This is a genomic window from Streptococcus sp. oral taxon 064 (assembly GCF_001683375.1).
In the GTDB taxonomy this organism is placed as follows: Bacteria; Bacillota; Bacilli; order Lactobacillales; family Streptococcaceae; genus Streptococcus; species Streptococcus oralis_S.
The window spans coordinates 1,427,731-1,449,076 of record NZ_CP016207.1; the positions used below are offsets into that span (position 1 = coordinate 1,427,731).

A 21,346-nucleotide genomic window follows, 5' to 3' on the forward strand; every position below is an offset into this window, starting at 1 on the left:
GCGGTCAAGCAGTTGAATTAACATTCGACGCGAAGATCAAAGCTGGCGCGAACTTGTCCGCATATGTGAAGGAAGACGGCCGTACACAGATTCCGAATAAGGCTTCTTATGACGCAAGCTTCCCACATAAACCAGGTGTGCACAAGGACTCTAACGAAGTCCCAGTAACGCCACCAACACCAGACGAGCCAGAGATCAAGAAAGATGTCAATACTAAAGCTGAAGAAACACTTGCTGATCGTGACCAAATTTTCACATACAACGTGAAAACAAGTGTCCCAACAGATGTATCATCCTTCAGTGTAAGTGATACACTTGAGTCTGTTCTTGATTATGCAGGTTCAGCAAGTGCAATCTTGAATGGTCAAGCTCTTGATGCAAGTCAAATCAAGGTAGAAGGTCAAACGATTACCTTGACCCTTACAAAGGAACAAGTGAAAGCCAATGGCGGTCAAGCTGTTGAATTGAGCTTCACTGCTAAGATTAAAGCGGGAGCTGATTTGACTCCATATCTAACAGATCGTGGATTCACTGTTCCAAATACGGCTTCTTATGATGCAAACATTCCAAATAGACCAGGACTACACAAAGATTCGAATAAAGTTCCGGTTATCGTTCCAAAAGAACCAGAACCAGAAATTACGAAGAAAATCAACCGTACCTTGGACCACTTGGATGTCGAATACGATGCACCTTACATGTACAATGTCAATACAGCTTTACCAAAAGATATTGATAAGTACAAAGAGTTCACCGTAACAGATACACTTGAATCTGTTTTGGCAATCGCTGATACACCAGTAGCCTATGTGGACGGTCGTGATGCAAATGGAGCTCTTGAAACAAGTGTTGAAGGAAACACTGTCACTGTAAAAGTGAAAGATTTCGCTCGACTAAAAGGCTTCAAAGAGATTCAATTGTACATCCCAGCTAAACTCAAAGCGCATAGCGATTTGACTCCTTATAAGGATCAATTGGTACCAAACAAAGCAAGTGTTAACTTCAAGGATGCCAATGGTCAATCTGGCAGCAAGGAATCAAAACCGGTAACGGTGAAACCACGTGACCCAGAAAAACCAACTGATCCAACACCAGGTGAACCAGCTAAGTCTGTTGGACCAGAAGATGGATCTAAACCTGATAAAGAATACCACTTGCCAAACGCTTTAGATACCTTCCGATTCGATATTACTACACCGGTTCCAACAGATCCTGTAGATGAAAACGGAAATGCTAAGAAGGATCAATATGGTCGTCTTATCAAGACAGACTTGACTAGTTTTACAATCACGGATGAAATCAATTCAGTCTTGAAAGTCAACAAAGACCGTATCGCTCTTAAAGTTGAAAATGCTCAGTTTGACAAGATCAAAGCAACTCTTCAAGCTCAACTTGATCAAGCAGAGAAAGAACTCAAAGCTTTGACAGGCAAGTCAACAGAAGAGACTTCAACAGAGACTGGTAAGAAGGAAGAACTCAAGGCAGCGGAAGCTAAAGTAGCTGAATTGAAAGCGAAGTTGGAAGCAGCTAAGGCAGCGCAGCCAGCTAAACCAGCTGAAACTACAACACCAGCTACTCCAGCAACAGCTACTGAAGAAACAACTCCAGCTACATCTGATTCTTCTGCAACAGAAGATAAGAAACCTGCAACTAGCGAGCCAAGTCAAGATCTTGTAAGCTTGGAAGCAGAGTTGAAAGCAGCTGAAGAAAACTTGGCTAAACTTCAAGCACCAGCTGAGAAAGAAGCAGAATTGGCACCAGCTGATAAGAAACAACAACAAGAGAAACTCGAAAATGAAATCAAGAAACTAAAAGAAGCTCAAACCAAGCTTCAAGCAGCTATTGATAAATTGAGTAAGTCTTCAAATGATCGTGGTGAATTAGTAGGTAAAGATTTAGAAGCAATTGCTACTGTTACTTACGATGAAACTAGCAATGTTGTGACTTTTGAAATCAGCGACAAGGATGTTCTTGAAGCCTTGAAGGGAAGTACCGTACGTCTTGTACTTTACACTAACTTCAAAGAAGGAACAGATTTTACACAATTCGCTGCTGGTGTTCCTAATAAAGCTAAAGTAAGCTTTAACCATAATCCACAGCCTACCAATACAGTTATGGTGTTCCCACCTAAACCGGAGGAGCCAACAAAACCAACTCCTGTTGGGAATGTTCCACCAAAAGATCCAGGCAAAAACTTGCCAAATACAGGTTCTGAAGCATCTTCAATCTTTGGAGTACTTGCTGCCCTAGCTCTAGGACTTGCTGGACTTCTAGTTTGGAAGCGTAAAGCTGAACGTTAGTATCATATAGTAAGAGGAGAGTAGAAATATTTCCTCTCTTCCTTACTATATATTAAATGAATTAAGGGAAAAAGAATGAGTAGAAAAAAATTATTAAAGTTAGGGATTTCAATACTTGCTTTAAACGCTCTTGGAGTAGCAACGTATCATGTAGCTCCAGATCTATATCAAATTCCAACAGTGCATGCAGAAGAAACACCGGCGGAAGATGAAGAAATTCCAGATGGAGCAGAGCGAAACATTGCGCTTAAATTCAAAAGAATGCTTGATGATGTAGAGGCTTTCATCGCTGACTATAAAGCTAATCCTAATGATGAAGACAACAAAACTGGATTAGAAGATAGTTTGGCGGAAGCTACTAACTACCTTCCTACCGCAAAGAAGGCAATGAAGAGTCCAGAAGGTCAAAAAGGTTTTGTGGCATATGAAGCTCGCTACAATGAGTTGAAAGCCAAGGTTGAAGCTTTGTTGGCTGGTAAGACAGAACAACCAGCGGAACCAAAAGTTGAGCATCAAGAAATCACTACAACAGAAGAGATTCCTTATGCATCTCGTACCGAAAACAATGCTGATCTTGCAGAAGGTACTCGCAATGTGAAACAAGCGGGTGTTAAAGGTACTAAGACCATTACTTGGGATATCACACTGACAGATGGTAAAGAAACAGCTCGTACTAAGAAAAGCGAGAAAGTTACCAAAGAACCAGTAGAAGAAATCATCGAAGTTGGAACTAAGAAAACAGGTGTAGAAACCAAAGAAACAGTGACTGTAGAGGAAAAAGTTGCTTTCAAAGAAGAAACGAAAGTAGACCCAGCACTGGATAAAGGTCAAACGCGTGTTGAAGAAGGTGAAGAAGGTATCGATGAAGTCACTTATGAAGTGACAAAAGTGGATGGTGTTGAAAAATCTCGTAAAGAAGTTTCACGCAAGACCAAGAAAGCAGCCAAAAACAAGATTACTTATACCGGTTCAAAAGCAGTTGTAACGACTAAGGAAGTAACCAAAACTGAAGAAGTTGCCTTCCGGACTCGTGAGGTTGAAAATGCACTCTTAGCTGAAGGTGTTCGCCGAGTGAAGACAGCTGGTCAAAAGGGTGTTCGTACGATTGTTGAAACAGTGACTTACACAGACGGAAAAGAGACAGGCCGCGAGGTGAAATCAAACACAATCACTACTCCAGCAGTAGACGAAGTTGTCGAAGTTGGAACTAAGAAAGCAGCGGTTGTAACGACTAAGGAAGAGACCAAGACAGAAGAAGTTGCTTTCCAAACTAAGGAAGTAACAAATCCAGATCTTCCAGAAGGAAGTCGTCAAGTGAAGACAGCTGGTAAGAAAGGTGTTCGTACGATTGTTGAAACTGTCACTTACACAGACGGAAAAGAGACAGGTCGTGAGGTGAAATCAAACACAATCACTACTCCAGCAGTAGACGAAGTTGTCGAAGTTGGAACTAAGAAAGTAGTAGCCCCAGTTGTAACGACTAAGGAAGAAACGAAGACAGAAGATGTTGCTTTCCAAGTCAAAGAAGTGAAGAACGCAGACCTTCCAGAAGGAAGTCGTCAAGTGAAAGCTGCTGGTAAGAAGGGTGTTCGCACCATTGTTTATACAGTGACATACACAGACGGCGTTGAAACAGGTCGCGAAGTGAAATCAAACACAATCACCACTCCAGCAGTAGATGAGATTGTTGAAGTTGGAACTAAGAAAGTAGTAGCGCCAGTTGTAACGACTAAGGAAGAGACCAAGACAGAAGAAGTTGCTTTCCAAGTCAAAGAAGTGCAGAACGCAGACCTTCCAGAAGGAAGTCGTCAAGTGAAGACAGCTGGTAAGAAGGGTGTTCGCACCATTGTTTATACAGTGACTTACACAGATGGCGTTGAAACAGGTCGTGTTGAGAAATCAAACACAATCACTACTCCAGCAGTAGACGAAGTTGTCGAAGTTGGAACTAAGAAAGTAGCTTCTACAACAACCAACGGTGATAAGAAAGATACTGCAACAACAGGGAACCAAGCTGAAAACACTAAGAAAGAAGAAACTGTAAGCCAAGATCAGAAAGCTCTACCAAGCACAGGTACAGCTTCTACCAGTCTTCTTTCAATGATTGGTTTATTTATCGCCGGTCTAGTCGGCTTTGTCGTTCGTAAGAAGGACTAAGGCTCTCTAATTGTACAAAAGCATCTTTTGTACCAGAAATACTAAAAAGAACCCAGAATTTATTCTTGGGTTCTTTCTTTATAAATTAAAACGAATTACTATGGATAAGTTGTTAGAAACGATATCATGTTATGGAGTTTGTAGAGTAGTATGAGTCTATTCTAGCTTGAAAGAATGGTCAACCATTTTTAAACCAATTCATTGATAGAAGTAAAATCTCTACCCAGGCCTTGAGCAACTGGGAGGCTGGTCAAGTAACCTTGATAAGTGGTCACACCTTGACGCAAGCCCTCATCTTCAGCAATTGCTTGTGCGAATCCTTTGCCAGCAAGAGCTTCGATATAAGGAAGAGTGACATTGGTTAGGGCGATGGTTGAAGTACGGGCAACCGCACCAGGGATATTGGCAACGGCATAGTGGAGAACACCGTGTTTTTCATAGACGGGTTCATCGTGTGTTGTCACACGGTCAGCTGTCTCGATAACGCCACCTTGGTCAACGGCAACATCAACGATGACAGAGCCTGGACGCATTTGTTTGACCATCTCTTCTGTCACCAATTTCGGTGCTTTAGCACCAGGGATGAGAACTGCACCAATCACCACATCAGCATCTCTCACACTTGCTTCGATGTTGAATGAATTAGACATAAGAGTTTGGATTTGGTTTCCAAAGACTTCTTCTAGAACTGAGAGACGCTTAGCGCTAATATCTAAAATAGTTACTTGAGCACCAAGACCAAGGGCGATGCGGGCAGCATGTGTACCGACGACACCACCACCGATGATGGTTACTTTTCCTTTTGGAACACCTGGTACACCACCAAGTAGAACACCAGAGCCACCAGCTTGCTTAGTAAGGAAGTGAGCTCCGATTTGAACAGCCATACGACCTGCAACCTCACTCATAGGAACGAGGAGTGGTAGTTGTCCTTGATTGTCACAAACAGTTTCATAGGCAATTCCTGTTGTTTTGGCTGCTAACATAGCATCTGCTAATTCTGGCGCAGCGGCCATGTGCAAGTAGGTGAAGAGGAGAAGGTCGTCGCGCAAATAACCGTATTCAGAAGCTAGTGGTTCTTTTACTTTCACGACTAACTCGGCAGCCCAGGCATCAGCAGCAGTAGCGACAATCTCAGCTCCTTGCTTTTGATAGTCCGCATCAGTAAACCCTGAACCGAGACCAGCATTTGTTTCGATGAGGACACGATGTCCACGGCTGACTAAACTATGGACGCCAGCAGGAGTGAGGGCAACGCGGTTTTCGTTATTTTTAATTTCTTTTGGGATTCCGATTAACATAGAGATAACCTACCTTTCAATTGACGGGATTGTTTTAGTTGTCACATTCCAGTTCATAAATCAAAAATGTGATGGTTTTATTGTATATGAAACCGCTTCAAAAATCAAGAAAAACTTGTCATCCAAATTTATTTATGCTAGACTAGTGAGAATCAAGCTCTAATGGAGGGAAAAGTATGGAATCAATATTTGTGAAATTTGCCCAGTATCCATCTATAGAAATGGAGCGTTTATTGCTCCGACCTGTAACCTTGGACGATGCAGAAGCTATGTTTGAGTATGCCTCAGACAGAGAAAATACACGCTACACTTTTCCAAAAAATCAAAGTTTAGAAGAAACCAAGAACAACATCGCTCAGTTTTACTTGGCTAGTCCCTTGGGCCGTTGGGGAATCGAACTAAAAAGCAATGGTCAGTTTATCGGTACCATTGATTTGCACAAGATTGATACTGTTCTTAAGAAGGCAGCTATTGGTTACATTATCAATAAAAAGTATTGGAATCAAGGATTGACAACAGAAGCCAATCGAGCCGTGATTGAACTGGCTTTTGAGAAGATTGGAATGAATAAGTTGACCTCTCTTCACGATAAGGAAAATCCTGCATCTGGCAAGGTCATGGAGAAATCAGGCATGCGTTTTTCCCACGAAGAACCCTATGCCAGAATGGATAATAAAGAACCAGGTAGAATCGTCACAAGAGTTCATTATGTCTTGACTAAGGAAGACTATTTTGCAAATAAATAAGCAGTTGAAAAGATTTTTCAGCTGTTTTTTTCTTCCTCTTACGAATAACTTAAGAGAGGAGAAAATATGGAAGCAATTATCGAGAAAATCAAAGAGTATAAAATCATTGTCATCTGTGCTGGTTTGGGTTTGGCCTTGGGCGGATTTTTCTTGCTAAAACCATCTACACAAAAACCCGTCACAGAAACAAACTTGCAGGCTGAAGTTGCAGCTGTTTCAAAGGATTCATCATCTGAAAAGGAAATCAAGAAGGAAGAAAAGGATGAGTCTGCTGAACAAGATCTAATCACAGTAGATGTCAAAGGTGCTGTTAAATCGCCAGGAATTTATGATTTACCAGTAGGGAGTCGTGTTCATGATGCCGTTCAGAAAGCTGGTGGATTGACAGAGGAGGCAGATAGCAAGTCGCTCAATCTCGCTCAGAAAATCAGTGACGAGGCTCTTGTCTATGTTCCAACTAAGGGAGAAGAAGTGGCTAGTCAGCAGACTGGTTCTGGAACGACTGCTTCGACAAGTAAAGATAAGAAGGTCAACCTCAATAAAGCTAGTCTGGAAGAACTAAAACAGGTCAAAGGCTTGGGAGGAAAGCGAGCACAGGATATTATCGACCATCGTGAGGCAAATGGCAAATTCAAGTCGGTAGATGAATTAAAGAAGGTCTCTGGCATTGGCGCTAAGACCATAGAAAAGCTAAAAGATTATGTCACAGTGGATTAAGAATTTCCCAATTCCCCTAATCTATCTGAGTTTTCTGTTACTCTGGCCTTACTATGCCATTTTCTCAGTATCTTATATTGCTTTACTAGGCTTTGTTTTTCTACTCATCTGTCTCTTTTTTCAATTTCCTTGGAAATCGGCCGGTAGAGTTCTAGCGATTTGTGGAGTTTTTGGAATTTGGTTTTTGTTTCAAAATTGGCAACAGACACAAGCAAGTCAAAACCTAGCGGATTCTGTTGAGAGGGTACGGATTTTACCAGATACCATCAAAGTCAATGGAGACAGTCTGTCCTTTCGGGGCAAGGCTGAGGGCCGCACCTTCCAAGTTTATTATAAGCTACAGTCCGAGGAAGAGAAAGAGCTCTTTCAGGCCTTAACAGACCTTCATGAGATAGAGATAGAAGGAAAACTTTCAGAGCCTGAAGGTCAGAGGAATTTTGGTGGCTTTAACTACCAAGCCTATCTGAAGACTCAAGGAATTTACCAAATTTTGACTATCAAGAGTATCCAGTCAATGAAACAGGTTAGAAGTTGGGATATAGGAGAAAATCTGTCTGGTTTACGTCGGAAGGCTGTAGTTTGGATCAAGATGCGCTTTCCAGATCCTATGCGCAATTATATGACAGGTCTTCTTTTAGGACATTTGGACACGGACTTTGAGGAGATGAATGAGCTCTATTCCAGTCTTGGAATTATCCATCTCTTTGCCTTGTCGGGTATGCAGGTAGGCTTTTTCATGGATGCCTTTAAGAAACTCCTCTTGCGATTGGGCTTAACTCAAGAAAAGTTGAAGTGGCTAACTTATCCCTTTTCTCTTATCTATGCAGGTCTGACAGGATTTTCAGCTTCGGTCATTCGTAGTCTCTTACAAAAGTTACTAGCCCAACATGGTGTTAAGGGCTTGGACAATTTTGCCTTAACAGTCCTTGTCCTCTTTATCATCATGCCCAACTTTTTCCTAACAGCAGGAGGAGTCTTGTCTTGCGCTTATGCTTTTATCTTGACCATGACAAGCAAAGAAGGGGAGGGACTCAAGGCTGTTGCCAGAGAAAGTCTGGTCATTTCTTTGGGAATATTACCCATTCTATCCTTTTATTTTGCAGAATTTCAGCCTTGGTCTATTCTTTTGACCTTTGTCTTTTCCTTTCTGTTTGATGTGGTCTTCTTACCGCTTTTGTCCATCTTATTCATCCTGTCTTTTGTTTACCCAGTCACTCAGTTTAACCTTGTCTTTGAGTGGTTGGAGAACATCATTCGCTTGGTATCGCAGCTGGCAAGCAGGCCTCTGGTCTTTGGTCAACCCAACGCATGGCTGTTGATTCTACTGTTAGTTTCATTAGCCTTGGTCTATGACATGAGGAAAAACATCAAAAGACTAGCAGGATTCAGTCTCTTTATTGTGGGGCTCTTTTTCCTGACCAAGCATCCACTTGAAAATGAAATTACCATGCTGGATGTAGGGCAAGGGGAGAGTATTTTCCTACGGGATGTGACTGGTAAAACCATTCTCATAGATGTTGGTGGTAAGGTAGAAGCTAGTAAGAAAATCGAGGACTGGCAAGAAAAGGCGACAACCAGCAATGCCCAGAGAACCTTGATTCCCTATCTTAAAAGTCGAGGAGTAGACAAGATTGACCAGCTGATTTTGACAAATACAGATAAGGAGCATATTGGAGATTTGCTGGAGGTGACCAAGGCTTTCCATATCGGGGAGATTTTAGTATCAAAAGGAAGTTTGACACAGAAGGAATTTGTGGCAGAACTAGAAGCAAGCCAAACCAAGGTACGCAGTGTGACAGTAGGAGATAACTTGCTAATTTTTGGAAGTCAGTTAGAAGTCCTATCTTCAAGGAAAATTGGAGATGGGGATCGTGATGCTTCCCTGGTTCTTTATGGAAAACTCTTGGATAAGCACTTTCTCTTCACAGGAAATTTGAAAGAGAAGGGAGAGAAGGACTTGCTGAAGCATTATCCTGACCTAGAGGTGGATGTCTTGAAAGCGGGCCAACATGGTGCTAAAACCTCATCCAATCCAGTTTTCCTCGAAAAACTCAAACCAGAGATTACTCTCATTTCAGTTGGAAAAAACAATCATACGAAATTTCCCCATCAGGAAACCTTGACACGACTGGAAAGTATCAAGAGTAAGATTTACCGAACTGACCAGCAAGGGGCTATCCGCTTTAAAGGATGGAATAGTTGGAGAATTGAAACGGTTCGATAAAATAGACAAACTTTTCGAAAAATTGACTTTTTATCTTGACAAGGAATAGAAAACTTGGTATCATATAAAAGTTGAGAAAAGCAGAAGTGAGAGCTTCTCGCCTTGTGACATCAAGTTGCCTGGCCCTACGGATGAAAAGTTTCTAAGAAACGCTATCATAACGTGCGGGCTTGTATCATTACGAGTCCGCTATTGTTTTTCTCTAATAATAAAAAAGAGGTGAAAACCATAGCAAAGCAAGACTTATTCATCAATGATGAAATTCGTGTACGTGAAGTTCGCTTGATCGGTCTTGAGGGAGAACAGCTAGGCATCAAGCCACTCAGCGAAGCGCAAGCATTAGCTGATAGTGCAAATGTTGACTTAGTATTGATTCAACCCCAAGCAAAACCACCTGTTGCTAAAATTATGGACTACGGTAAGTTCAAATTTGAGTATCAGAAAAAGCAAAAAGAACAACGTAAAAAACAAAGTGTTGTTACTGTGAAAGAAGTTCGTCTGAGTCCAACTATTGACAAGGGTGACTTTGACACAAAACTTCGCAATGCACGCAAGTTCCTTGAAAAAGGAAATAAAGTTAAGGTATCCATTCGCTTTAAAGGGCGTATGATCACCCATAAAGAGATTGGTGCAAAAGTTTTAGCCGAGTTTGCTGAAGCAACACAAGATATTGCGATCATCGAACAACGAGCTAAGATGGATGGACGCCAAATGTTCATGCAGTTGGCGCCAGTAACTGACAAAAAATAATTGTCAGAAAGTTAAATAAAGGAGAAAAAATCATGCCAAAACAAAAAACACACCGCGCATCAGCTAAACGTTTCAAACGTACAGGTTCTGGTGGACTTAAACGTTTCCGTGCTTACACTTCTCACCGTTTCCACGGAAAAACTAAGAAACAACGTCGTCATCTTCGTAAAGCATCTATGGTGCATTCAGGAGATTTCAAACGTATTAAAGCAATGCTTACTCGCTTGAAATAATAGCCTAACAGTAAGTAAACAATTCTAGGAAATATTTGGAGGAAATAAAACATGGCACGTGTTAAAGGTGGCGTTGTATCACGCAAACGTCGTAAACGTATTCTTAAATTAGCAAAAGGTTACTATGGAGCTAAACACATCTTGTTCCGTACTGCAAAAGAACAAGTAATGAACTCTTACTACTATGCATACCGTGACCGTCGTCAGAAAAAACGTGACTTCCGTAAATTGTGGATCACTCGTATCAATGCGGCAGCTCGTTTGAACGGACTTTCATACTCACAATTGATGCATGGTTTGAAATTGGCTGAAATCGAAGTTAACCGTAAAATGCTTGCTGACTTGGCTGTTAACGATGCAGCAGCTTTCACAGCACTTGCAGATGCAGCTAAAGCAAAACTTGGTAAATAATGACAAACTGTTTCATTCTTACTCTCGTGGTTTTTACCGCAAGAGTAGGGTGAAACTTTTTTATTTTCCTTAAACGATTTTCGATTTTAAAGAGTAAATGACAGATTTTTTCAAAGAAAATAGGATATTTCCTGTATAATAGGAATATCTAAAAAAGATTTGGAGTTACAAGAAAATGATAGTAGGTATTGATTTAGGAACGACTAATTCTTTAGTAGGGGTATACCAGGATGGCCAGGTCAAGCTGATTCCCAATGCTTTTGGTGAATATTTGACTCCTTCTGTTGTGGCTTTGGATGACAATGATGAAATCATAGTTGGAAAAATTGCCAAGGAACGTTTGGTGACCCATCCAGACAAGACGGTTTCACAGTTCAAGCGTTTTATGGGGACCAAGCATGAGTTGACACTAGGAAATCGAGCATATAAGGCTGAAGAATTGAGCTCTTTTATCATTCGAAAGTTGGTAGACGATGCAGAGACCTATCTTGGAGAAAAGGTCGAGGAAGTGATTGTCAGTGTTCCAGCCTATTTCAATGATGCTCAACGCTATGCGACCAAACTAGCAGGGAAATTTGCAGGCGTTCAGATTGATCGGATTATCAATGAACCTTCCGCAGCGGCTCTTGCTAAAAGATCTATGGTAAACCAAGAAGATCAATCTTTTATTGTAGTCGATTTTGGTGGGGGTACGCTAGATATCTCAGTTGTTGAGTTGTTTGATAATATTGTTGAAATCGTGTCGATTGCAGGGGACAATCGTTTGGGAGGAGAGGATTTTACTGCAGCAATTGCTGAGGAATTTTTAGTCTCCAATAAATTAACCAAGGATACGATTTCCCGTGAATTTTATGGCAAAATTCTGGTACAGGCTGAAAAGACTAAACTAGAACTCAATGAGAAAGAAGAAGTGAAGATGACAGTTCTGGACCAAGAACAGGAATACACTTTAGACTTGAGCTACCAGCGTTTTTATGAGCTTTGTCAACCTCTGCTAGCCCGTGTTAAGGCCGTTTTGGACCGTGCCTTGATGGATGCACGCTATAGCTATGTATCATCAGATAACTTTGTTCTTGTTGGGGGGACTTCGAAACTCCGCTTGGTTCAGGACTTTTTATCCTACTGTATCAATCAAGTGGTGCAGGTTTCGGATGATCCTGATCGGATGATTGCGAGAGGTTGTGCCCTTCTAGCAGGAATCAAAGAACGCCAGGGTGAGATTCGAGATTTGTTGCTGTCTGATATTTGTCCTTTTACACTGGGGATTGAGATAGTTGGAGACCGTTTTTCACCGATTATTGAGCGAAATTCTACCCTACCTGCTTCACGCATTGAGCAGTACTACACGGCTGAATTGGGACAGAGCCAAGTCAAGATAAAGGTCTATCAAGGTGAGATGATGAAGGCATCACAAAACCTGTTTCTAGGAGAATTAGAAGTTCCCGTCCCTGTTAATACTAGAGAAAATGAAAGTTTCACAGTTCGTTTTACCTATGATTTAAATGGGATTTTGGATGTCGAAGTGAAAATTGATTCAACACAGGAAGTCTTTAGCAATGTTATTCTCCAAGATAGTGTTACTCTGACAGAAAAGGAAATCAAGGCTAAGCAAGCAGAGTTGACTCGCTATAAGATTAATGCTCAAGAAACAGAGGTTTATCGTTTCTTGATTGAAAAAGCGAATCGCGTGTACAGTATGCTCTTGGGGAGAAGAAGAGATGAGCTAATGGCTGAAACTAGACGATTTGAAGAAGAGGTCAGTCAAGCATCTGTGTATCATTTGCCAAAACTTTATCAATCATTTTCAAACTATTTAGACTTCCTAGAGCGAGGACTGTAAAAGAGGAGACCTTATGAATATATGGGAAACTTTAGGGATAGAGCCAACGACTGACGTCAAGCTTATTAGAAGGCGTTATGCTGAACTGGTTCGGCTCTATCACCCAGAAGACCAACCAGAAATTTACCAAGAAATTGTTGAAGCTTATCAAAAAGCCTTGACTTATGTGAGATCTAGAAATACAAAACCAGAAAATAGTCTAAGAAAAGCGAGTGACTCTCAAGAAGCTGCTGAACTTGAAGAAGAGGCGAATGAAAAGCCTAACTCTAGTCTCCACTTTGAAAACTTGACTGAAGAAACGAATACTGAGAACGAAGAGTCTGAAAGATCTAGTCTTGATTTCAGTGATTATCAGCAATCGACTGATAAATTCAGCGATTCCTTTAACTTTGAAACCTTTAAAGCAGAAGAGGATAAGCAAAAGTCCACCCTTGACTTTAGTGACTATGATGAGGAAGTTCAGCTAAATGGAGATTCTGAAGAAAGAGCTACGAATACCCTCAACTTTGAAACGTTTGGTGACGAAGAGAACCAAGGGCAAGAAGGAACAACAAGGTCTACTCTTGACTTTAGTGGTTATAATGAAGGAACCTATCTGATCCAAAATGCGATTGAAAGTATTGTTGGAAACGACGGGTATAACCAAGAGGAACAAGAGCATCTATGGCGTCAGTTCTTTCATCAGTATCAGTATGTTATGGACATTGTTCAATCCGTTTTAGAGGAAATGGATGTTTATATTTTTAACAAACCGGAGCAATTCTCTATCCTCATCCCCTTGCTGGAAGATTATATACCTGACTTTAAGTACTGGGGCTATTACTATAAGCTGAAGTATTGGAAAGTTAAAAGAGCTATAGCAGAAGAGGAAGGCAGTTCGCTTGAAAGCGCACATGAAGCCACTGAAGAATTCTATTATTCTTATCAACTTTGCCAAGAAATTCTTCAAGATTCTAACCAAGCAAATCAATTGAGCTCTTGGATAGAGTTTTTCAAGCACCCCTATCTGAGCTTTATGGTCTTAGATCAAGTAAATCAAAATCGTCAGATAATCAAGAGTGTGCCCGTTTTAACCTATATTCTTGAAAAAAACCGACAAGTCATATTTGAAGAGGATTATCCACTCTTGAATGACTTGGCTGATTACTTAGACGAAGTAAAAGGGGAGCTGGGAGAAAACGTTGACTTTAGTCACTACTTTCTAGATAATCCAGATGAAGTTGAGGCAGCCTTCTATGAGTTGCTCCATGCTCAGTATGAAGATGAGTATAAACTGTTACGTGATTGGCAATACCTTTTTGAATCAGTCAAAGATCACACGCTCCTACTTGATTTGTTAGAAAAGGTGGACGTCTATCCTTTAACCAATGCGAAAGTGTTAGCCCTCGTTCTCCAATTTGTGGAGCGTTACAGTGATGAGGAATCAAATCCTTACCTGAAAAAACTCCATTTCTGGAAGAGTATCCATTACTATCCTTCAGTGGTAGAGGAGTATGCACTAGATAAAAAAGAAAATTTTGATTACTGGTACAATGAAGGTTATCTTTATGTGGATAAGCTCACTAAGAGCGATGAAGATATCAATGATTGGGAAAAGTGGAGAAGCTACTTTAAAGGAAGACCACGCATTCTAACGATTTTGCTTCAACAGATCTATAAGGAGTACCATCGGTTTACAGATGGCAAGCTCTTGAGATATGTTTTGGCTCCATTTCCTACTTCTAAAATGGCTCCCCAAATGATGACGGAGGAGACAGACCAGAAACTAGAAGAGATGACAGTTTATGCTTATGAACTTAGTCATCCAAAGGCCAAGCTCTCTTATTTGGATTGGAAAAAAAGACAGGTATTTAATAATAAGTTTCTTCAGATTTTCTCTGGTCTCTTTACGATTGTGAGTTTGCTACTCAGTATTATAGAGCGACCTGGTTATAATTCATGGGTTCATGCTGGTATGTTTTCACTCTTTTACGTCTATATGCTAAAATTAAGGAAAACACCGATTGAGGAAGGAGTGACTGCTAGGGGGGAAAAACGAAAATTCTACTACAGTCCCCATCCATGGTTCCTACTAATTTTGTTATTGACCCTCGTCATTCCCTCCTTACCGTTTGGTCTCATTGGTGCCCTCATTTTCATTACATTATTCTGTCTAATCGATGGTTTTCAGGTGAGTCAAGGGCTGAAGTGGGATTATTCTTTGGAGAAGCTGATTCCTATCGGTATCTTTCTTTCTGCTGGCTTCTTATCCGCTTTGGTAAATCAAAGTCAGATCATTTCCGGAGTTGCAATGATGTACTTCCATATTTTTGCAATTCTTGTGATTAGCTTGTCTTTTACAAGATTTAGTCCTGGATTTCCACCATCTCTGAAGAAAATTTTCATACCAGCAATTTTGGGTATCCTACTCTTTCAATTATTGCCTTTCGTTCACAGCCGCTTAAACATTTTTAATCCAAATATCCTAAGAAATGAGACTCTGGCCTTGACGGTTATCCTTTTGTTAAATGGTATCGTCTTGTCTTATTTTACAAAGGAACAAGGCTTCATGATTGGTGTGAAGAAGGTCTTTATGATTTATGGCTTGCAGATCTTTATTTTCCTAAGAAGACTGTTCCGAATCCTATTCGCACTTATACCCGATTTTAGCAAAATTTATTTTGAAAAAGACCTGTTAATCCTGAATAGCGAATTTGCTTTCTACTTCCTCGAGGGACTTTTTGTCCTGATCATGCTTTTCCTTATTCGCAATATACGCAAGGAAAATCGTAAAAGTGCTTCTTAGAATGAAAGAGTAGAGAAGAGGACTCTAGTTCAAGTTTCTAGTAAATTTTCCTGAATAAAGGTATAATAGAACTATTCAAATGAAAGAGGTAATGAAGATGGCTTCAAAAATGTTACACACTTGCTTGCGAGTAGAAAACCTTGAAAAATCAATTGCATTCTATCAAGATGCTTTTGGTTTTAAAGAGTTGCGTCGCAAGGATTTTCCAGATCATGCTTTCACCATTGTCTATCTAGGACTTCAGGGGGATGACTATGAGTTGGAGTTGACCTATAACTATGATCACGGTCCTTATGTGGTAGGAGATGGCTTCGCCCATATCGCTCTCAGCACACCTGACCTTGAGGCCCTACATCAAGAACATAGCGCCAAAGGCTATGAGGTGACAGCCCCTAATGGACTTCCAGGAACTCAACCAAACTATTACTTTATCAAGGATCCTGATGGCTACAAGGTCGAAGTCATTCGTGAAAAATAATCCAGTAAAGTCAAGTAGAATGTTCGTTTTCTGCTTGACTTTTTTTCTTTGAAAGAGTATACTAATACAAATTTAACCTTTAAGGGGAGTCCAGAGAGACTTACAAGGTGTCAGATAAAAGGGATAGGGGACTCTCTGTGGAGACTTTTTAAGTGTGCGCATGAGTTCTAGCCTAACCCAACTGAGGCCTTGCATTAGCAAGGTCTTTTCTTTATCTGGTCCCCTTAAATTTAAGGAGGAAAAGTCATGAATCCCACATGTAAGAAACGTTTGGGTGCTATTCGTTTGGAAACCATGAAGGTGGTCACACAAGAGGAAATTGCGCCAGCAATCTTTGAATTAGTTCTAGAAGGGGAGATGGTTGAAGCCATGCGAGCAGGCCAATTTCTTCATCTGCGTGTGCCTGATGATGCCCATCTCTTGCGCCGTCCTATTTCAATTTCGTCAATTGACAAGGCAAATAAGCAGTGTCATCTCATTTATCGGATTGAGGGAGCTGGGACCGCAATTTTTTCAACCTTAAGTCAGGGAGATAGTCTTGATGTGATGGGACCTCAGGGAAATGGTTTTGACTTATCTGATTTAGGCAATCAGAGCCAAGTTCTCCTCGTTGGTGGTGGGATCGGTGTTCCACCCTTGCTTGAGGTGGCCAAGGAATTGCATGCGGGTGGGGTGAAAGTAGTGACAGTCCTCGGTTTTGCCAACAAGGATGTTGTGATTCTCGAAACCGAATTGGCCCAATATGGTCAGGTCTTTGTAACGACAGATGATGGTTCTTATGGCATTAAGGGAAATGTGTCAGTCGTCATCAATGAGTTAGACAGTCAATTTGATGCTGTTTACTCCTGTGGAGCGCCTGGAATGATGAAGTATATCAATCAAAGATTTTATGATCATCCAAGAGCCTACCTATCTCTGGAATCTCGTATGGCTTGTGGGATGGGAGCTTGCTATGCCTGTGTCCTAAAAGTGCCAGATAGTGAGACAATTAGTCAACGTGTCTGTGAAGATGGCCCTGTTTTCCGCACAGGAACAGTTGTATTATAAGGAGAAAGTCATGATTACAAATCGTTTACAAGTTTCTCTACCGGGTTTGGATTTGAAAAATCCAATTATTCCAGCATCAGGCTGTTTTGGTTTTGGACAGGAGTATGCCAAGTACTATGATTTAGACCTTTTGGGCTCTATTATGATCAAGGCAACGACACTTGAACCCCGTTTTGGGAATCCTACTCCCAGGGTGGCAGAAACGCCTGCAGGTATGCTCAATGCAATCGGTCTGCAAAATCCTGGTTTAGAAGCTGTTTTAGCTGAAAAGTTGCCTTGGCTGGAAAGAGAATATCCAACACTTCCTATCATCGCCAATGTAGCAGGCTTTTCAAAACAAGAGTACGCTGCCGTTTCTCAGGGGATTTCCAAGGCAGCCAATGTAAAAGCTATCGAGCTCAATATCTCTTGTCCGAATGTGGATCATGGCAATCATGGACTTTTGATTGGGCAAGATCCTGACTTAGCTTATGAAGTGGTAAAGGCAGCTGTGGAAGCCTCTGATGTGCCAGTTTATGTCAAGTTAACCCCTAGTGTAACGGATGTTGTCACCATCGCCAAAGCCGCAGAAGATGCAGGAGCAAGTGGCTTAACCATGATCAATACTCTAGTCGGTATGCGCTTTGACCTCAAAACAAGAAAACCAATCCTAGCCAATGGAACAGGTGGAATGTCTGGACCAGCAGTCTTTCCAGTAGCCCTCAAACTCATCCGCCAAGTCGCCCAAACAACCGACCTTCCCATCATTGGAATGGGAGGAGTAGATTCGGCTGAAGCAGCGCTAGAAATGTATCTGGCTGGTGCCTCTGCTATCGGAGTTGGAACAGCCAACTTTACCAATCCTTATGCCTGTCCTGATATCATCGAACATCTACCAAAAGTCATGGACAAATATGGCATTAGCAGTTTGGAAGATCTCCGTCAGGAAGTCAAAGCTAGTCTGAGATAAGCTAGGTCCTCCTTATCTTCAACAAGAAATAGAATCTTCATCAATTTGTAATATTTCCGTCGGTTAACTATGTTACAATAGGGTTTAGAAAACGTTATTGGAGCATTTAAATGAAACGATGGAAAGTGGCCCTAGTAAGTGTTGGCTTATTGGGGTGTTTTTTTACTGTAGTGGAGACAGCAAAAGCAGAAGAGGGAACTTGGCAAGGAAAGACCTACCTCAAAGCAGACGGGAAACCAGCAACCAACCAATGGATCTATGATCAAACGCAACAGGCCTGGTTTTATTTAACAGCTGATGGAAATCGTGCTGAGAACGGCTGGTTGACTGTTGCTGGTAAGGATTACTATTTTAACGAAGCTGGAAAATTAGCTACGAAAACGTGGGTTGGGCAGTACTATGTGACTGAAAGTGGTGCTAAAGCCAAGGAACAGTGGGTATTTAATCAGGAACAAGAATCCTGGTATTATCTCAAGTCTGATGGTCAGAAAGCTCAGAACGAATGGATTCAACAAGGTCAGGAAAAATATTACCTTAAAGAAGACGGGAAAATGGCCAAAGATGAGTGGATCACTCAAGGTGAGAACCAGTACTACATCAATTCACAAGGTAAAATGCTGAAAAATGCTTGGCTTGGTAAGACCTATTTGTCAGAAAATGGTCATAAGGTTAAACAAGCCTGGATTTATGATGACAACTATAGCAGTTGGTTCTACCTTCAACAAGATGGTACCTATGCTGAAAATGGCTGGCAAACCATAGATGGAAAGGACTACCATTTCAAATTTGGAGGCTATCTTTCTACCGAGCGCTGGATTGGCCGCTTCTATGTTGCAAAGAGTGGAGCCAAATTGAAATCGGAATGGCTCTTTGATAAGAATTATGATGCTTGGTTTTACTTGAAATCTGATGGTAGCTATGCCGAAAAAGGCTGGCAAACTATTGATGGAAAAGATTACCATTTCAAATCAGGTGGCTATCTTTCTACCGAGCGCTGGATTGACCGCTTCTATGTTGCTAAAAGTGGAGCTAAATTGAAATCGGAATGGCTCTTTGATAAGAATTATAACTCTTGGTTTTACTTGAAAGCTGACGGAACCTATGCTGAAAAAGGTTGGCAAACCATCAAAGGCAAGGATTACCATTTCAAATTAGGCGGCTACCTCTCTACGGAAACTTGGATTGACCGTAGTTATGTGACCAGCAGTGGAGCAAAAGCAGGCAAGGGCTGGCTCTTTGACAAGAATTATAACTCTTGGTTCTATATTAACTCTGATGGAAATTATGTCAATAAAGAATGGCTCTGGGATAATGGTTACTACTATCTCAAATCTGGTGGTTATATGGCTGCGAGTGAGTGGGTATGGTACAAGAACAATTGGTTCTACCTCAAGTCAAATGGAAAGATGGCTGAGAAAGAATTAATCTACGATTCATCTGACCAATCATGGTACTACCTTAAATCAGGCGGTTATATGGCAAAAAATGAAACTGTGGATGGCCATACCTTGGATGCTTCTGGTAGATGGCATGTTGCGGATAAAACCAAATATTACAAAGTTAAACCCATCACAGCCTATGTCTATAGTGCATCTGGAGAAATCTTAAGTTACATTAACCAAGGAAGCATTGTTTCACTGGATAGCTTGACGCGAAAAGGTGGCCGACTTGCAGTTTCGATTTCTGGCTTGTCTGGCTATATGAATCAAAGTGATTTGACAGCAGTGGATGAAGGAAGCGAGTTTATCCCTCATTATACTAGTGATGGGAAATTCCTTTACCATGAACTCTCTCCATACACGAGTATCAAAGTAGCTCCACACACTTCTGCTATGGTTATTGGTAAGAAGTACTACTCAACTGATGGAGAGCATTTTGATGGCTTTACCATTAAAAATCCTTTCCTCTATAAAAACTTGAGAGAACCAAGTAATTATAGTGCAGCTGAATTGGATAAACTGTATTCAATGATGAACTTGCAGGATAGTCCTCTAGCAGGTAAAGGAGCGACTTTCAAAGAAGCTGAGGAACGCTACGGTGTCAATGCCCTTTACTTGATGGCACATAGCGCTCTTGAAAGTGCGTGGGGACGTAGTCAAATTGCCAGAGATAAGAACAACTTCTTTGGTATTGCTGCTTATGATACGAGCCCATATCTCTCAGCCAAGAGCTTTGATAATGTGGACAAAGGAATTCTCGGAGCGGCCAAGTGGATCCGTGAGAACTACATCGACTATGGCAGAGACCACCTTGGAAATAAAGCAACCGGGATGAATGTTCGCTATGCTTCTGATCCTTACTGGGGTGAGAAGATAGCCAGCATCATGATGACTATCAACAGCAAACTTGGTTGGAAAGACTAATCAAAAGAAATCAACGATAACTACTGAAAAGTGGTTATCGTTTTTGTATATCTGGCAATAAGTTGATTCTATAGCTTTTTACACTTGAAATATTTAAAACAATATATTAAAATATAGAGGAGATTATTTATAAATTGAGGAGTTTAAAATGAAGAAATCAATGATTGTTGGGCTTATTACTTTTATTGCTTTAGGTTTGGCAACAGGATACTATTTCTTATCCTATGCGCCTCATCAAGCTGCTGTAACTAAGTTTGAAGATGTAGTAAAGGATTTAAATGAAAAGAATAAAGAAGTTGAAGATCAAATAGCTGAGGCTGAAAAGGTTATTGAGAATAATGAAGAACCTCTTGATTCTAAGACATTGGAAGAATTGAAATCAACTATAAAGGATAGCAAAGATTCACTTCGTAAAGAACCAGAAATGGAGAAAGCGACTGCTAAGATTGAGAAGCAAATTGAAGAATTAAGTCAACCATTAGATTATAGTGAAACAAAAAAGAATTTGTCTGAAAAATTGACTCACTATCAAAATAGCATTCTTCAATTAAAACAAATTACAAATCCTTCTAGTTCTTTTATTGAAGAAAGACTCAAAGAAATTGAATCAATTACTGGAGTACAATCTGTTACGGAGGATAATGACCCTAATAAAAAATTAAATAAACAAGGAGGATATACAGCGTCTGTATATTTCGTTGACAAGCAAGTGAATGAATCTGTAGAAGGCTCAGATATTGTTCAAAAAGGTAATGATGCTGGTGGAAATATAGAAGTTTATAAGACAAAAGAAGATGCAGAAAAGCGCAATACTTATATTAGTGCTTTTGATGGAACTGCTTTAAATCCGGGATCCCACTATGTTTATGGAACCATATTAATTCGCACTTCGCACCATTTAACAGGAGCGCAACAGAAAGAACTGACTGAGAAAATCTACAATAAATTAATTGAACTGAAATAATTAAAAAATTGGATAGCTATTTGTTTTATTGAACTAAGATACAGTCAAAAAGCCGTTGGAAAACGGTTTTTTGTTATAATT

General features: G+C 40.7%; 15 protein-coding genes, 1 pseudogene and 1 other annotated feature. Of the genes and pseudogenes, 15 read left to right on the forward strand and 1 reads right to left on the reverse strand.

The window, feature by feature from the left end; all coding sequences use genetic code 11:
• Together padA and AXF18_RS07010 are read left to right on the forward strand one after the other, a co-directional pair.
• Positions 1-2,300: pseudogene (gene padA, locus AXF18_RS07005) on the forward strand (LPXTG-anchored isopeptide-forming adhesin PadA); the annotation flags it as partial.
• A gap of 75 nt (positions 2,301-2,375) precedes the next feature.
• Positions 2,376-4,457 carry a G5 domain-containing protein gene (locus tag AXF18_RS07010; protein ID WP_065371721.1) on the forward strand — a complete coding sequence of 694 codons (2,082 nt, stop codon included), beginning with the start codon at positions 2,376-2,378 and terminating at the stop codon, positions 4,455-4,457.
• 188 nt (positions 4,458-4,645) lie between these two features.
• On the opposite strand, the gene ald is transcribed toward AXF18_RS07010, so the two are convergent.
• Positions 4,646-5,758, reverse strand: coding sequence for an alanine dehydrogenase (ald, locus tag AXF18_RS07015; protein ID WP_065371722.1), 1,113 nt, complete (start codon positions 5,756-5,758; stop codon positions 4,646-4,648).
• 176 nt (positions 5,759-5,934) lie between these two features.
• Between ald and AXF18_RS07020 the strand changes: the two genes are divergently transcribed.
• From AXF18_RS07020 to AXF18_RS07080, 13 genes are all read left to right on the forward strand, one after another.
• Positions 5,935-6,504: a GNAT family N-acetyltransferase gene (locus tag AXF18_RS07020; protein WP_065371723.1), complete on the forward strand. Its 570-nt coding sequence runs from the start codon at positions 5,935-5,937 to the stop codon at positions 6,502-6,504.
• A gap of 66 nt (positions 6,505-6,570) precedes the next feature.
• Positions 6,571-7,221: a helix-hairpin-helix domain-containing protein gene (locus AXF18_RS07025; protein WP_065371724.1), complete on the forward strand. Its 651-nt coding sequence runs from the start codon at positions 6,571-6,573 to the stop codon at positions 7,219-7,221.
• Positions 7,205-9,445, forward strand: a complete 2,241-nt coding sequence (locus AXF18_RS07030) for a DNA internalization-related competence protein ComEC/Rec2 (RefSeq protein WP_065371725.1) — start codon at positions 7,205-7,207, stop codon at positions 9,443-9,445. Before AXF18_RS07025 ends, AXF18_RS07030 begins: the two co-directional genes overlap by 17 nt.
• Before the next feature lie 72 nt (positions 9,446-9,517).
• Positions 9,518-9,649: a sequence feature (ribosomal protein L20 leader region), on the forward strand.
• A 15-nt stretch (positions 9,650-9,664) separates the two neighbouring features.
• Positions 9,665-10,195: a translation initiation factor IF-3 gene (infC, locus tag AXF18_RS07035; RefSeq protein WP_000848185.1), complete on the forward strand. Its 531-nt coding sequence runs from the start codon at positions 9,665-9,667 to the stop codon at positions 10,193-10,195.
• 32 nt (positions 10,196-10,227) lie between these two features.
• Positions 10,228-10,428 carry a 50S ribosomal protein L35 gene (rpmI, locus tag AXF18_RS07040; protein WP_001125942.1) on the forward strand — a complete coding sequence of 67 codons (201 nt, stop codon included), beginning with the start codon at positions 10,228-10,230 and terminating at the stop codon, positions 10,426-10,428.
• 51 nt (positions 10,429-10,479) lie between these two features.
• Entirely contained in the window at positions 10,480-10,839 is a 360-nt protein-coding gene (gene rplT / locus AXF18_RS07045) for a 50S ribosomal protein L20 (RefSeq protein WP_000124830.1), read from the forward strand.
• Positions 10,840-11,014: 175 nt separating this feature from the next.
• Positions 11,015-12,679, forward strand: coding sequence for a molecular chaperone HscC (locus tag AXF18_RS07050; protein ID WP_000635025.1), 1,665 nt, complete (start codon positions 11,015-11,017; stop codon positions 12,677-12,679).
• A gap of 13 nt (positions 12,680-12,692) precedes the next feature.
• Entirely contained in the window at positions 12,693-15,464 is a 2,772-nt protein-coding gene (locus tag AXF18_RS07055; protein WP_065371726.1) for a molecular chaperone DnaJ, read from the forward strand.
• A 97-nt stretch (positions 15,465-15,561) separates the two neighbouring features.
• Complete coding sequence (locus AXF18_RS07060) at positions 15,562-15,942, forward strand: VOC family protein (protein WP_065371727.1); 381 nt, start codon at positions 15,562-15,564, stop codon at positions 15,940-15,942.
• Positions 15,943-16,188: 246 nt separating this feature from the next.
• Positions 16,189-16,989, forward strand: coding sequence for a dihydroorotate dehydrogenase electron transfer subunit (locus AXF18_RS07065; RefSeq protein WP_001070095.1), 801 nt, complete (start codon positions 16,189-16,191; stop codon positions 16,987-16,989).
• Entirely contained in the window at positions 16,952-17,938 is a 987-nt protein-coding gene (locus AXF18_RS07070) for a dihydroorotate dehydrogenase (protein ID WP_161800215.1), read from the forward strand. The genes AXF18_RS07065 and AXF18_RS07070 overlap by 38 nt, the downstream gene beginning before the upstream one ends.
• 110 nt (positions 17,939-18,048) lie before the next feature.
• Positions 18,049-20,301 carry a glucosaminidase domain-containing protein gene (locus AXF18_RS07075; protein WP_000832914.1) on the forward strand — a complete coding sequence of 751 codons (2,253 nt, stop codon included), beginning with the start codon at positions 18,049-18,051 and terminating at the stop codon, positions 20,299-20,301.
• A 148-nt stretch (positions 20,302-20,449) separates the two neighbouring features.
• Positions 20,450-21,265: a hypothetical protein gene (locus AXF18_RS07080; protein ID WP_000749424.1), complete on the forward strand. Its 816-nt coding sequence runs from the start codon at positions 20,450-20,452 to the stop codon at positions 21,263-21,265.
• Positions 21,266-21,346: the final 81 nt, after the last annotated feature.